We start from the raw sequence: 13,409 nt of genomic DNA on the forward strand, positions 1-13,409 counted from the left end.
AGCATTCAGATCAGTAAATCCCACGGCTGACCTCCGCCACCTGTTCTTCCTTGCCATAGCGGGCCGGCAGTATCTGAGCCAGGGCTTCGAAGCTCTCTTTGACCCACAGGTCGTAAACGCCGCGCTGGGTGCGTCGGGCATTGATTTCGTAGAGCTCGATGGCTTTTTCCTCGAAGGGATAGGCCTGCTCTTCCAGTAGAATGTCGTACTGCTCCAATTCCAGCACCCCCAGACCTTCCGGGCGTTCGGAGTCCATCAGATCACGCCCCAGTTGATGGTAGATGGCCGCCATGCGATGACTGGCTCGGGTACTGAATTCCGCCACCCCGTAGTCCAAAATGGCCTCCTGATCCTTCAGTGCGCGCTCCAGTGCCGCCTGTTTGCGCTCCAGGCTCGGCCCCAGAGGCAGGCGCAGTTTGATTTGACTGAACGCATTGAAACTCGACTCCGCCAGTTCGCTGGCGGCGAAGGCGGCAAGGTAGTTGGAGCGACCGTCCCCCGACTGATGACCATCCACCAATCGACGCAACCAGAACGCGCGTTTGTCCGCCTCACCGGTTTCCCGGTAGAGCTCGGTCATCTGGTACTCCGCCTCGCGCCGGTCGGCCGCCGGTTGCGGATAGTTGTGCGCATAGCGTCGAAAGGCGTCGATCGCTTCACTACGTTCCCCCGCACGCTGGTATAGCTCAGCGGCCAGGTAGAGAGACTCGCGCTGCAGCTCGGGATCGTCGCTGATCTGCTCCACGCGGCGCAGCTCGGCGGCGGCCGCCAGCCAGTTTTCCCCGGCCTGATAGACCCTGGCCAGACGCACCGGAATCTGCGCCTGACGGGGGCTGTCGGGATAGGCCGCCCGGAACGTCTCCAGGGCCTGTTGCGCCTCGGGCCAGCGCTCGAGCTGCATCAGGTAGTGCGCGGTATCGAACTGGGCCTGCGCGGCCACGTCGGTGTTGGGCAGCGTCTGGGGAATTTCCGTGAGCAGTGCCACCGCCCCTGAGACATCGTCGGCATCCAACCGCTGGCGGGCGCGCTGGTACATGCTGGCGGCAATACGCTCGCGCACCTCGGCCCGGCTGGGCGTGCCGGCCATCATTTCGGCACTACCTTCGTCAGTCTCGGGCCAGCGCTCAAGCACCTGCCAGTAGGCCCGCTCCGCAGCGGCAAACTGCCCCAGATCGAACTGACTGTGGCCGAGTACCAGCCAGGCGCTGAACTGCTCGTCAGGACTGGCCGGCGGCTGCCAATCAAGCAGTCTCTGCGCCAGGGCGGCGGCGCTATTGAGCTCGCCGCGCTCAAGCTGTCCGCGGGCCAGGTGACCGAGCACCCCGGTCGCTCGCGGGTCGTCGGCATACTGATCCGCAAACTGCTGGCCCACCTCCAACCGCCGGGCCCACCAGTGATCGGTCTCCGGCCCGGCGCGGCGCTCCAGTTCATCGGCGAGCAACACCGCCGCGTAGCCGGCCTCGCGACCGTACTCCGGGTCCCGGTGGTCAAACGCCACCCGGCGGTAGTGCTCCAACGCTTCGGGCCACTGCCCGGCGGCATTGAGGGCTTCGGCCAGCAGAAAGCGCTGCTCCGGTACGGCCGGATCGTCGGGGAAACTGGCCACGAACTCCCGGTACCAGGTGGCGGCATGGGCAAACGCCTGACGGGTCCGCTCTTCCCCGGCACTTTCGTCCGCCAGGCGTTGGGCTCGGGCGTGCTGAAAGTTGGCCAGCGCTGGCAGAAACTCGCGCAGTGACTCTTCGACCAATGCCCCCGGCTGACCGCCGCGGCTGAACCAGTAGGCACTGAGCAGCCCGTAACGGCGCACAAACTCCTGTTGGCCGGCGCGCACCAAGGTGGGGTAGCGTCCCTCCCGGTAGGTGTCAATCTGGGCCAGGGTGAAGCCCGGCGCCAGATCGCTGTCGGGGTTTTCGGCCACGTACCGTCCGTAGGTGTCGGCGGCGTCGCGCACCCGCTCCTGCTCGCGGTAGGTTTCCGCCAGGCGTTGATAGAGCCGGTGCTCATAGGGGCGGGCGCCGATCCGGCGCTCCAGCTCACCAATGCTGTCAGGCCCCTCGAGGTAGGCGAAGGACAGGGCCATGGCGCGCAGGGCATCGCCCGCCACTTCGGCCTGGGCACCACTGAGTTGCGCCCAGGCCCGATCCAGTTGTGCCGCGTCATCCGCCGGCAGGAGCAGATGATCCAGGACGCCGGCGAAACTCACCAGTGCCTCGGGGTAACCCCCCTGCTTGAACTGGGCCCAGGCGCGCATGTAAAGGGCGTTCTGACCGAACTCGGGAACCGCGCCCACATCCGGCAGCAGCTCGCGGTAAAGTGCCTCGGACGCCGCGTAATCCCCTTGCGAGAAGGCCCGCTCGGCGCGGCGGAATTGGGCCTCGGCGTAGTAGCGCGATTCGGGGAACTGCTCGGCAAGCGCCACCAGTGTCCGATTCGCTTCCTCCATACGGCCATCCAGCGCGTAGGCTTTGGCCAGTTGGTAGTAAAGATGATCCGGGGAGGCCGGCGGTTCGATGCCGTCCTCCGCCCAGCGGCCTTCACGGTAATCGCTCAGCAGGGCCCGGTAGCGCTCGATCGGCTCGCCAAATTGCGGCTCGGCACTGTCCGAACGTGCCAACGCCGCTTCGCTGCGGGCCATCGCCAGATCCGCCAGACGCCAGCGAATGTCCAGTTGCAGCGCGGGCTCCTGCGCCACCGCCAACGCCCGTTCGTAACGCTGGGCAATGCGCTCGGCAGACTCCGGGGTAAGCGCTTCGGACCCCGGCAGCCGGGCCTCGGGCAAAGCCTCCAGGCCACCGTGCGGATTCCCGGAATTCACGCAACCTGCCATCAGGGCCAGGGCACTGATCAGGCCCAGGGCTCTCAGGACGCAACTCACGGTGCACCTCCCTGTTCGCGCAGCGCGCGATCCTGCAGTCGGGCGGCGCCCAGTCGCACGCGGGAAAGGTATTGCGTCAAACGGTTTTCGTGTTGTTCCAGGTGCGTCTGCAGGTTGTCCGCGAGCTGTTCGGCCTGACGCTGCTGCGCCTCATCAAGGCGTTGCTGCTGGTGCGCAATCGCCTCGGTCTGCTCGGCGATGCGGGCCAGTGCCGGTTCAATATCCGGGTTGTCCGCAATCACGGTGCGGACCCGGTCTTGCCGGGTGCGCAACTGCGCCAGGGCCCGGTCCAGGTCCCGCTGCTGTTTGCGCACCCGCCACAGATGGTCTGGATAGTCCTGAGCGGCACGCCAGAGCAATATACCCCGGTACAGCGCCAGTCGGTCCCGGGTTTCCCGGGGGTTCTCCAACTCGCCCGCCGCCGTCAGCCGATCGGCCCGCTCACGCGCCGCCTCGACGCGCTCGTATAGGCGGCGGGTTTCGTCATCCGCCAGGGCCAGATAATCCGACCGGGCCTCGATGTCCGACAAGCGGGCGACCAGAGGGGCACGTCGTTCACGCAACTGCCCGATCTGGGCCCAGAGTTGGCGTCGCGCGACCTCGGCCTGGCGGTCAGTGCGCAGGGCACGCTTGTTCCGCAACAGTTGCCCGTAGTGGGCCAGCTTCTCGGGCCAGCCCGCCAACAGTTGCGCTTGATCTCGCAGATCACTGAGCGCCTGTACCTGACTCTGAAACGGACTCTGATTGACCCAGTCGGACAGATAGGGATCGGCGCTGGCGGCAACGGTGGATTCGGTCAGTGTCAGCCAGTTTTCACGGCCCTCCAGGTATAACGTGTCCCAGGGGTCGGTCGCCGCCAGTTGGCGGCGCAGGTAGGTGGGGGTCAGTTGTTGCCGGAGCTGATCTACCTGGGCAAGCTCTTCCTCCAGACGCGCATCGGCCCGATCGTAAGCATCCAGCGCCGCCTGGGGGGCGTCGAGCTGGGTGTAGGCGTAGGGGAGGGCCACCAACGCCTCCTGGGCCGCGCTACCGGTAAGTGAATGCTCACTCAGAGCCTGCCAGGCGCGGACCGCGCGGGCGGGTTCCCCCCGCTCCAGGGCCGCCCAGCCATAGCCCAGCAGTGCCTGGTCCGCATCCTCGCGGGTCAGGCGCACCTGATCAAAGGCCTGCTCGGCGCGCTCGAAATCCTGTTCCAGCAGCGCCGTAAACCCCAGGGCGGTAAAGGCCCGATCGCGCAGGGTCAGGTATTCGGCTTTGTGACGCTCTTGGCGGGGGACTTCCTCCACCAACACCTGGTAGTAGTGCCGGGCCTGCTCCCGATCACCGGTCCGGGCGAAAGCGCCGCCGAGGTTGTAGAGCACCACCGGGGCCCATTCACCCAACTGGTCCCACAACGTCTCAGGGTCCACGGGCTCGGGCTCACCGATGCGCAGGCGCCACTGCCACTCAAGTGCACGACGCTCCCGGGCTAGATCCGGGTCGAGGGCATCACCCACTCGCGCCCAGGCATCGGTGGCCTGCGCCCAGTCGCCCCGCAGATAGTGAAGCTTACCCAGATAGAAACGTGCCGCGTCGCGCTGCTTCGGGCGGCCCGACAAGGCGGACTCCAGCAGATGCTCGGCACTGGCCGACATGCCGAAGGCCATACGGATGGCACCCTCGTGGACCGCCCCCCGGTCAAGCCCGAGGTCCCCCTGCTTTCGGGCCACCATCAGCTCGCTCAGGGCCGGCAGGTAATCGTTCTGATAGTAGTGATAGCGAGCCACGCCTTCACGCAGCTCGGCCTGGCCCCAGGTAACCGGAGCCAGGCCGAGCAGGGCAAACGACAGTGGCAGCGCCCAATGCCTCATTGCAGCGCCCACTCCTCAATGGCAAAAACCGGCTGCAATTTGCGCTCGGAGTCCACGATTTTCAGTTCCAGCACCAGCGGCTCCTGACCTTTTTCCACCAGCAGATCGGCGCCGCGTTTGTAATCCCGTCCGTCGGGCCCAATGCCGGTAAACACCGCACTGATCTCATGCTCGCCCGAGTTCAGGTTGCCCAGATAGAGCCTCTGAACGCCACCCCGATATAAGGCGTCACGCTGGGCCTCGGTATACAACTGAGCGGCCACCGGCTCGCCGTCGACCTGCAGGCGCACCCCGTCCAGATGAAAGAATTCCCCGAGATCCACCGACAGGTACACCGCCAATTGGCTCGATGCCGGATAGAGCAATTCTTCTTCCAGAATCAGCAGGTCGCGGTTGAGGTTGAGGGTGTCCTCCTTGAGCTGCTCCAGATCGGCCTCAAGGTAACTCTGAGCCCAGGCCAGGGGGACGGCCAATAAAAGGACCACACAAAGTCCGACTAGCCGCCGTACCGGACGGAAGAAATGGGATGACATTGGAAGGCTCTCCTGACGGAAACGTGCGAGTTCTGGCGCAGCATACAACGGCTTATTATTCTAGTGGCACCAGTGCGCTGGAATTGTGACGGCGCGCACACTTGGCCCATCCTAGTCTTCCGGGTCAACCAGCCCGTCGCTGTAATGCACTCGACCGTCGTCGGTGATCACAATGGCTTCGAATTCCGGCTGCCGGTTGATCAGCGCCAGACCCGCCTCCAGACCGAGAACAAATACGCTGGTTGAGAGCGCATCGGTGTCCATGGCCCGGGGACCCAGCACCGTCGCACTGATGATGCCCCGGGCCGAGGTGCCGGTGCGAGGATTGAGAATATGGTGAATGCGCTCGCCCTGCGCATCCACGAAGTAACGCTCGTAATCGCCGGAGGTGGAAATCGCTTCGTCGCTCAGGGGTACCACAATGGCGACATCCTCGGGCGCACGGGGATTTTTGATCCCCACTCGCCAGGGGCGACCACGATGATCGCCCATCAGGCGGGTATCGCCACCGGCGCTGATGCTGGCGTGCTTCACACCCCGTACACGTAACAACTCAATGGCCCGGTCCACACCGTAGCCCTTGGCGATGCCACCCAGATCGACATACAGCTTGGGATGGCCGAACCAGACGGTGTTCTTCTCCCGGTTCAGGTGAATGCGTCGATAGTCGATGGCCGCCAGCAGCGCTTTGCGGGTCGCGTCATCGGGCTGGCGCCCCGAGCGGTAGTCGTAGAGACGCCCGACCGAGCCGAAGGTCACATCGAATGCGCCGTCGGTCAGCTCGCCGTACTGCATGGACTGGTGCAACAGCTCGGTGAGCTCGGAACTGATGGACAGGGGATTTTGGGCACTGGCTATGGGCGCCTCGCGATTAAGCCGGGACAATTCACTGTCCGGTTTGTAGGGGCTGAAGTGGCGGTCGATACGACGCAGTTCGTTCATCACCGCGGCCAGGGCGGCCCGCCCCTGCTCAGGGTCGTCGTGCCAAAGGCGGGCCACCACCTCGGTGCCCATGATGGCCTGCTGGTCGCTGTACCACTCGGCGGTGCTGGGCGAGCTGACCAGAGCCAGGAGCCCCAGCACCATGAACCTGAGAGCGATGACGACCGGGAGGTGGGGCATCATCCTGGACCGCCGTCAGAACTGCAGGTCGACGTGGTAGCGGTTGCCCTCTTGGTGGTCGAGCACCATGGGCAGCCATTCGCGCGCCTGGATCTGGTCGCTGAAAGCGCCGGTCAATTCCAGCTCGCCTTCCACAAAAATACCACCGGCCAGAGGCAGCCGGGTTTCCACTTCCAGGTCGATCGGGCCGTCGAGGTCAAACACATCCGCCACCAGCGCATCGCGCTCGGCATCGTAGCGGGCCTCGGCGGCAAAGCTGCCGAGTGTCACCCAGGTGCCGTCGGCCTGAACCCGCGCGCCGGTCCAGCTGAGGTTGCCCTGCAGTTCGGACAGGCGCCCGGCCTTCATACGCATGGTTTGAATATTGGCGGCGAGCTGCCCCTGAATCGGCACCGGAACCCCCGCCTGAACCAGGCTGGCCGGCGCATCGACGCTGGTGTCGCTGACCCGGACCGAGCCGCCCAGTCCAGCGCAGACCCGCCCGTCGATGTTCTGGTTTTCCAGGGTGGCGCTGACATCGGCGCAGGGAGTCAGGGTCAGCAGGGACCAGGGACTGAGCTCCCAGCGCAGCGCACCCAGTGAGTAGTGCCGATTGTCGATCTCGATACTGGCCATGCGCGCCTGCCCCGACCAGACGGTGCCCTGCACGCCGCTGAGTCCGAGGGTATTGCCCTGGGTCATGAAGTAGGCGGCCCAGGTCGCGGGGATGCGGGTCAGGGCGAACAGCAGGGTCAGGACGATCAGCAGGAGCATCCAGCGGATCGGGGGAATGAATTTTGACAGGGTGTCCCACATAGCGTTGTCGTTATCTCAGTTTTTTTGCAATCGAATATTGACGGTCACGCGACCCTGTTCACTGGTCCCGGCCATGGAGAAGTCCACCACGGAGACGCCATGCTGGTACTCCATGTCGTAGAGCCATTGGATAAACCGGTCGTAGGGCACGTCGTCCAGGCGCACTCTGACCTGGCCCCCGGTACCCGGCTGGAAACCACTCATGCTCAGGTTGTTGGCCCGCAGGCTACTGTCCACCAGGGCACTGAGGTTACTGTCGTTCGCCCGATCACTTTGAGCATTACTGCGCGCCTGTTCAATCTGGGCGGCCAGCAACTCCACTCGCCCGAGTGACTGACTCACGGCCCGGTTGGCATTGAGCTGGCGCTCTTTCCAGTCCGCCATGGGTACCAGCACCGCTTTCCATAACAGGTACAGCACTACGGCCACGCCGCCAATCAGAAGAATGGTCTGCTCGCGCCGGTTGTACCGGGAGAGCCAATCAAATACCGCTTTCATGGGCGACCTCCGGTGACTTTCAGGCGAGCCGTGTGACTGTCGCCCTGAGCGCTGGCGCTGAGTAGTTCGGCTTGCAACCCTCGGGTCTGAATATCGCCGCGCAAGGACTCAATGGCGTTGAAGGTGTCGGCTCGGACATTAAGGCTCAACTCACCACTGCGGGCCGCATAGGACACCGCACTGAGAGTGACCCCGCCGGATTCCGCCAGTGCCGGGAACAGATCCCCCAAAAATGGCGTCACCCGGCCAGTGGCACTGGCCGGCTGCAGCTCGGTCAACTGCTGACGCAGCTGCCGTTCGGCGTCCACCAGATTGCCCGGGCCCGCCACCGAACGGTACACCTGCTCGATGTCCCGGCGGATCTCGATATTCTCCGCTTCCAGTTGATTCACCTGATAAACCGTCACTCCCACATACAGGACAAGGCAAGCCGCGGCCGCCACAACCACGCCCTGCCAGGAACGCCACCAGCGCTCGATCGGCAGTCGCTGGGAGAACTCACCCTGACACAGATCCACGCGGCCGGTTTCGGCAAAGTCCAACTGCCAGAAAGGCACCACGGCCTGTTCGTCAATACGGTCCTGGAGTTCATCTGGCAACAGCGCTTTCAAAGTGACCAGTTCCGCATCGGTCTCTGCCCGCAGGTTGAGCCGGGGCAGGTTATCCACCCGGTTCTGGGCGGTGAGCAGCATCTGCAGGCTCAGGCGTGCCTGTTCCCGATCAAGGCTAAAGCCCAGGTTGGGGGCGTACCGCACCAATAGCTGATCGCCCTGCATCTGCAGGGTCCAGTAGGGATACTGCTCGGACAGGTCGGTCTCTGGTGGCAAGGGCAGCATCAACGGCAGGGGCCAGGTGCGCTGAACCTCGATATGATACTCGCCCAGACGATCGAACAACTGGCGCAACCAGGATTGCTCGACATAGGCGGCAATGGCACGCCCTTCACGTACCGGACCGAGCGCGAAATGAAACTGCTCAATGTCGCCAATCACACTCTCTTCAAGCTGGAAGGGCAAAAGCCGGCGCAGATGCTTTTTTTCGGCTTCCGCGTATTCCAGCTCGCGGGTGACCACCTGGTTTCCCGGCACCAGCAACCAGACACTGTGATGCCCCTCCCCGAGCATCGCCCCCAGGGTATCGAGATCCCCCGAGGCGGCGCTGTCGAGCAACGGTTGCCCGTCGGCATCGAGCCAGCACCAGCGAAACGGGTCCTGGGCGCGGTTGGTGTAAAGCACAAGTTGGTTGGCCATAAGCGCTATCGTTGTGGTTCCGTTATCGGACGGCTGATCCCGTCTGTAAATTGATTGGGCGAATACCCACGCCCGTCAGTACACATCTGTGCGACGCACCACGTTCAGCTCGTCATTCGAACGCTGCAGGATACTGCGCATCGCCCGGCGCTGCTCCACCAGTGAGGCGATCGTATTGACCGCAAAGTGACTGGTGCTCACCGACAGGGTTCCGGTTTCCGGCGTCACCCCCAGGCTGGCCCAAACACTGTCACCCCGGAAGCTGTTGACGTCCGGGTAAAAACCTTCCGCCGGCCAGCCCTGACGGAGCAGATCGACCTGGGACTGACTGAGCGGCAGCAGGTCCTCGGTGCTGTTGACAGTCCGCAGCACACGGTCGGACATCGTGTTGACGTTGGTCGGCAATCCCGCCGGCAACACCGTCAGGTGCGGCCGCAACAGCTCCATCAGGTCCGGCGTGATATGCCGCACCAGACGCAGCTCCTCCACACTGGCAAAGCTCCGGTTGGCCGGCAAGTATTCCGGGTCCAGCCCCAGATAGTAATCACCCTCGGCGCCGCCGAAGCCGCTCACTTCGTTATCACCGTCCATCCAGTCCACCACCGACTCGAGTATGGCGATCGCCTCATCGGGGTTCAACGGCACCCCCTCCTCATCAAACGTCTGCAGCAGACGAATGAAGCGCCGCTGCATTTCCGTGTAGCGCTCCGGGTCATTGTGGGCCCGCTGGGAGTTCAGGTTGCCATCCCCGAGGTCATTCAAGTTGATGCGACTCTGAGCGTCGGTAATCGACACAAACAACCAGACGCCGCCCAGCTCCACCGGGGTTTCGCCGCCCCAACCTTCTTCCGGATAATCAACGGCCGGGTCCGGATCCAGTTCCAGCACATAGCGGGCCACGGTCTCCGCCGCCAGCAGATAGGAGCGCGCCTGGGCCCCGTGCCAGCGACTCTCGGCCTTGGCCAGGCCCAACTGATACTCGCCGGTGAACTTCACCGCGAGCCCGGCCACCACGCTGACGATCAGCAGGGCCATGATCAGCACGGCGCCGCGCTCAGAACTGGGTAATTTCAAACAGGCGTTCACTGACACCGACGCCCTCCATTTCTATGCGCACCAGAACCGCCAGGGGCAACTCCGCCGGGTTGCCCCCGACCTGATCCGGGTCGGGCCAGGCCTCGGCCCAGTCCCGCAAGTAATCGTCACCATCCAGAGCGCTGCGTCCAGAGCGGGCCAGCAGCGCCTGGGACAGGAAGCGGAGCTCCACACTCGTCACCCCGTCCAACAGTCGCTGTCGAAGCGCCTGTTCTTCAAAATCATACTCATCGAAGGGCCGGTTGCGGACCGGCCGATAATCCCGCCACAGCGTTCCCTCTTCGAGGCGGTAACTGACTTCCTGCAGGTCACTGCGCAACCGTTCCATCGGATTCAACCAGGAGTGGCGGGTAAAGAGCATCAACCGCTCCTCCTGACCGATCCCCCCAAACGGATCGGCGGCAAACGGATTGCGTAGCCCGGTGGGGCCCCCCGGCTCCGGCGCCAGAATATGGCGCAGGTCCGCGCTGATGATCTGCCAGGCCCGGTCCAGTCGGTTAATGCCCTCCATGACTTCCCGGCTGCGCTCGGCACCGCGACTGGCCGAATCCAGGGCCTGGTACGCCATGGTCGCAATGGCCGCCGCGATCGCCAGCGCCACCATCATCTCCAGCAGGGTAAAACCCCGCTGACGGACCCGATACCGTTTAGGGCTCAGCATTGAAAATCCCTTCCAGACGGGCCAACACATTGTCCGGATCGGTCTGTGGCGATACCGCAATTTCAATCTGTCGAAACGCGGCCATCTCGCCGTATTCGCCCACCTCCAGAGCCTCATTGCTCAGTTCCCAGCGCCACTCCCGGCCCGCCAGGGTCACTTCCCCCTGGTCCTGATCCGGCAGAGTGAAATCATCCAGCCAGTTACTCTGCAGGTGCAGCCGGGTCATCTCGTTTTCGGCCACCCAGAACGCCAGGGTTTTGTTCCGGATCGCGGCGGTACCATCCAACTGGGACATCACCAGCATCAGGAAGGCCGGCAGAGCCACCGCAACCACCACCAGAGCCACCATCACTTCAATGAGGGTGAAACCTTTCGACCGCCTGATAGTCCCCGAGACCCGACGTATCACCGGTCCTCCCACTCGCGCGCTTCTTCGCGGTTCAACCAGGTCAGATCTCCCATCATCGACACTTCCACCCGCTGGGTTTCGCTATCGTCGAACTGCGCTGGCATGATCGCCATTTCGTAGGGCGTGGCCTCACCGCTCGGGTAAAACACCAACACCGGGCGCTGCGGATCCTGACGGGGATCGTACTGCCACTGCTCCCCTTCCGAGCGGACCTCCAACTGGAAGTCCTCGGGCAGACAATCACCCCGAAGGTTTTCGCTCACCGGGCTCCAGGCCTGATCCCGGAAGCGCTGCCAGTGATAGCACCAGCGCTGGCGAGTGGTGCCCTCGCTGGTCCTCGGCTCCCAGAACAGGCCGATGATTTCCTGGTTGAGTACGGTCTGCTCTGAAACGAAACGTGCCTCCAACATAAACTGCTCGGTCGTTTCTTCGGCCCGCGAGGCGCTGTCATCACCCCCGATAGAGAGTGACGCCATGGCCACAGCGATGCCGATAATCATCACCACCACCATGATTTCCACCAACGTAAAACCCCGCTGGTGGTTCATCGGGCAAGGGCGATTCATCAATCGTTCTGGACGCTCTCGTCCCAGACGCTGATATCCGCATTCTGGTCCTGGCCGCCGCTGACGCCGTCGGCTCCCAGAGTGTAAATATCGTACTCGCGGGTTTCGCCCGGGCTCAGATATTGATAGGGCGAACCCCAGGGATCCTGCGGCAATTCATCCAGGTAACCGCCCTGCTTCCAGTTGCGCGGCTCGGGGGCCATGGTCGGGCGCTGCACCAGGGCTTCGAGCCCCTGCTCGGTGCTGGGGTAGACATAGTTATCGATGCGGTACAGTTTCAGCGCGGTCTGAATCGCCTTGAAATCAGCCTGCACTTTCTGCAGACGCGCTTCGTCGGCACGGTTCAGTACCGCCGGCGCGACGATGCTGGCCAGCAGCCCGATGATGATGACCACCACCATGATTTCAATCAGGCTGAAGCCGCTCTGACGGCCAAGGCCTTTAAGGTTCCGGTTCATAGGTGTGACTCCCACTGTGTTATTGAAGGTCTCGGATCAGATGAGACTGTTCATTTCAAAAATCGGCTGCAGAATGGCCATCACGATCAGGCAGACGGCGCCGCCCATAAACACCACCGTCGCCGGCTCGAGCAGCCCCATGGCCACTCCGAGCATCATCTCCAGCTCGCGCTCTTGATCCTGAGCGGCGTTCTCGAGCTGCTCGGGCAGGGTGCCGTTGGCTTCACCGCTGGCCACCAGTTGCACCAGCAGCGGCGGAAAGAAACCGGCATTTTCCATCGCCCGGTGCAGACTGGTCCCTTCCTGAACATCTTCGGCGACCGCTTCACAGGCTTCCTGCATGATCTTGTTGGTCATCACCTGCCCGGCAATCCGCAGCGCCTGCAGCAGCGGTACGCCACTGGAGGACAACAGGGCCAGGGTCGCCGCAAAGCGGGCCGAGTTGATCTGCCGGATCAGGTTGCCCATGACCGGCAGCTTCAATTTGATTTCATGCCAGCGCCGCAGTCGCGCCTCATTGCGCAGCAGGCGCCGGAACCCGACCACCAGGCCGATCAACGCCAACAGGGTGTAGTGCCCATAGTTGAGGATGAAATCACTGCTGGCAATCAGAAACTGGGTCAATGCCGGCAGTTCCCGCTCCCCCTGCTGGAACACGCTGACCAGCTTGGGCACCACAAACGCCATCAGGGCCACAATGACCGTGATACTGATAAACAACAGAACCAGCGGATAGATCATGGCCATTTTCAGCCGCTGCTGAATCTGCTGGTTGCTCTGGGTGTATTCCGCCAGACGCTCCAGCACCGGAGCCAGATAACCGGAGCTCTCCCCGGCTTTGACCAGCGCGCAGTACATGGTATCGAAGGCGCCGGGCACTTCCGCCAAGGCCTTGGCCAGACTGAACCCTTCAAGCACCTTAGTGCGCACCTGGAGGATGATCTGTTTGTTATTCGGTTTCTGCTGTTGCTTGGCGGTGGCCTGCAGGGCTTCATCCAGGGGCAATCCGGACTTCACCAGAGAGGCCAGCTGCCGGGTGATCAGGCTCAGATCCCGGGCGTTCATCTTACTGCGCCAGCGCTGGCGCAGCCCCGCCAGACCCGGCTCGCCTTTGGTGGCTCGACGCCCACCAGTGACGCTACTGACGTCCAGGGGCTTGAGTCGCTTGGCGCGCAGCTGACTGCGCACCTGGCGCTCGGAGTCCCCCTCGAGAATGCCTTTGACCGTTTTACCGGCCTCATTCAATGCTTGATAACTGTAGGCACCCATGGCGTATCGTCTCGCGGTTACGTCG

At 63.4% G+C, this 13,409-nt stretch carries 13 protein-coding genes; all 13 read right to left on the reverse strand.

Translation table 11 applies throughout. From position 1 onward, the window contains the following. Positions 1 to 10: 10 nt before the first annotated feature. Entirely contained in the window at positions 11 to 2,878 is a 2,868-nt protein-coding gene (locus N645_RS0110975; RefSeq protein WP_024461559.1) for a tetratricopeptide repeat protein, read from the reverse strand. Further along, positions 2,875 to 4,728 carry a tetratricopeptide repeat protein gene (locus N645_RS0110980; RefSeq protein WP_024461560.1) on the reverse strand — a complete coding sequence of 618 codons (1,854 nt, stop codon included), beginning with the start codon at positions 4,726 to 4,728 and terminating at the stop codon, positions 2,875 to 2,877. Before N645_RS0110980 ends, N645_RS0110975 begins: the two co-directional genes overlap by 4 nt. Beyond that, positions 4,725 to 5,261, reverse strand: a complete 537-nt coding sequence (locus N645_RS0110985; RefSeq protein ID WP_051174426.1) for a hypothetical protein — start codon at positions 5,259 to 5,261, stop codon at positions 4,725 to 4,727. The genes N645_RS0110980 and N645_RS0110985 overlap by 4 nt, the downstream gene beginning before the upstream one ends. A gap of 111 nt (positions 5,262 to 5,372) precedes the next feature. Next, positions 5,373 to 6,386: an FAD:protein FMN transferase gene (locus tag N645_RS0110990; RefSeq protein WP_024461562.1), complete on the reverse strand. Its 1,014-nt coding sequence runs from the start codon at positions 6,384 to 6,386 to the stop codon at positions 5,373 to 5,375. Between the two features lie 12 nt (positions 6,387 to 6,398). Next, positions 6,399 to 7,178, reverse strand: coding sequence for a type II secretion system protein N (locus N645_RS17505; protein WP_024461563.1), 780 nt, complete (start codon positions 7,176 to 7,178; stop codon positions 6,399 to 6,401). Positions 7,179 to 7,193: 15 nt separating this feature from the next. Further along, a complete protein-coding gene (gene gspM, locus N645_RS0111000; protein ID WP_024461564.1) occupies positions 7,194 to 7,676 on the reverse strand; it encodes a type II secretion system protein GspM in 483 nt (160 codons plus the stop codon). Continuing rightward, entirely contained in the window at positions 7,673 to 8,926 is a 1,254-nt protein-coding gene (gene gspL, locus N645_RS0111005) for a type II secretion system protein GspL (protein ID WP_024461565.1), read from the reverse strand. Before gspL ends, gspM begins: the two co-directional genes overlap by 4 nt. 75 nt (positions 8,927 to 9,001) lie before the next feature. Beyond that, a complete protein-coding gene (gene gspK, locus N645_RS0111010; RefSeq protein ID WP_024461566.1) occupies positions 9,002 to 10,000 on the reverse strand; it encodes a type II secretion system minor pseudopilin GspK in 999 nt (332 codons plus the stop codon). Further along, positions 9,981 to 10,682 (reverse strand): type II secretion system minor pseudopilin GspJ, encoded by a 702-nt coding sequence (gene gspJ, locus N645_RS0111015; RefSeq protein ID WP_024461567.1) that lies wholly within the window; start codon positions 10,680 to 10,682, stop codon positions 9,981 to 9,983. Before gspJ ends, gspK begins: the two co-directional genes overlap by 20 nt. Continuing rightward, entirely contained in the window at positions 10,669 to 11,034 is a 366-nt protein-coding gene (locus N645_RS17005; protein ID WP_238559235.1) for a type II secretion system protein GspI, read from the reverse strand. Before N645_RS17005 ends, gspJ begins: the two co-directional genes overlap by 14 nt. Before the next feature lie 53 nt (positions 11,035 to 11,087). Next, positions 11,088 to 11,657: a type II secretion system minor pseudopilin GspH gene (gene gspH / locus N645_RS0111025; RefSeq protein ID WP_081666033.1), complete on the reverse strand. Its 570-nt coding sequence runs from the start codon at positions 11,655 to 11,657 to the stop codon at positions 11,088 to 11,090. Further along, entirely contained in the window at positions 11,657 to 12,115 is a 459-nt protein-coding gene (gene gspG, locus N645_RS0111030) for a type II secretion system major pseudopilin GspG (RefSeq protein ID WP_024461570.1), read from the reverse strand. The genes gspH and gspG overlap by 1 nt, the downstream gene beginning before the upstream one ends. A 36-nt stretch (positions 12,116 to 12,151) precedes the next feature. Then, on the reverse strand, positions 12,152 to 13,384 hold the full coding sequence (gene gspF / locus N645_RS0111035) for a type II secretion system inner membrane protein GspF (RefSeq protein ID WP_024461571.1): 1,233 nt from the start codon (positions 13,382 to 13,384) through the stop codon (positions 12,152 to 12,154). Positions 13,385 to 13,409 lie beyond the last annotated feature (25 nt).

Source organism: Marinimicrobium sp. LS-A18 (genome assembly GCF_000463525.1).
GTDB lineage: Bacteria > Pseudomonadota > Gammaproteobacteria > Pseudomonadales > Cellvibrionaceae > Marinimicrobium > Marinimicrobium koreense.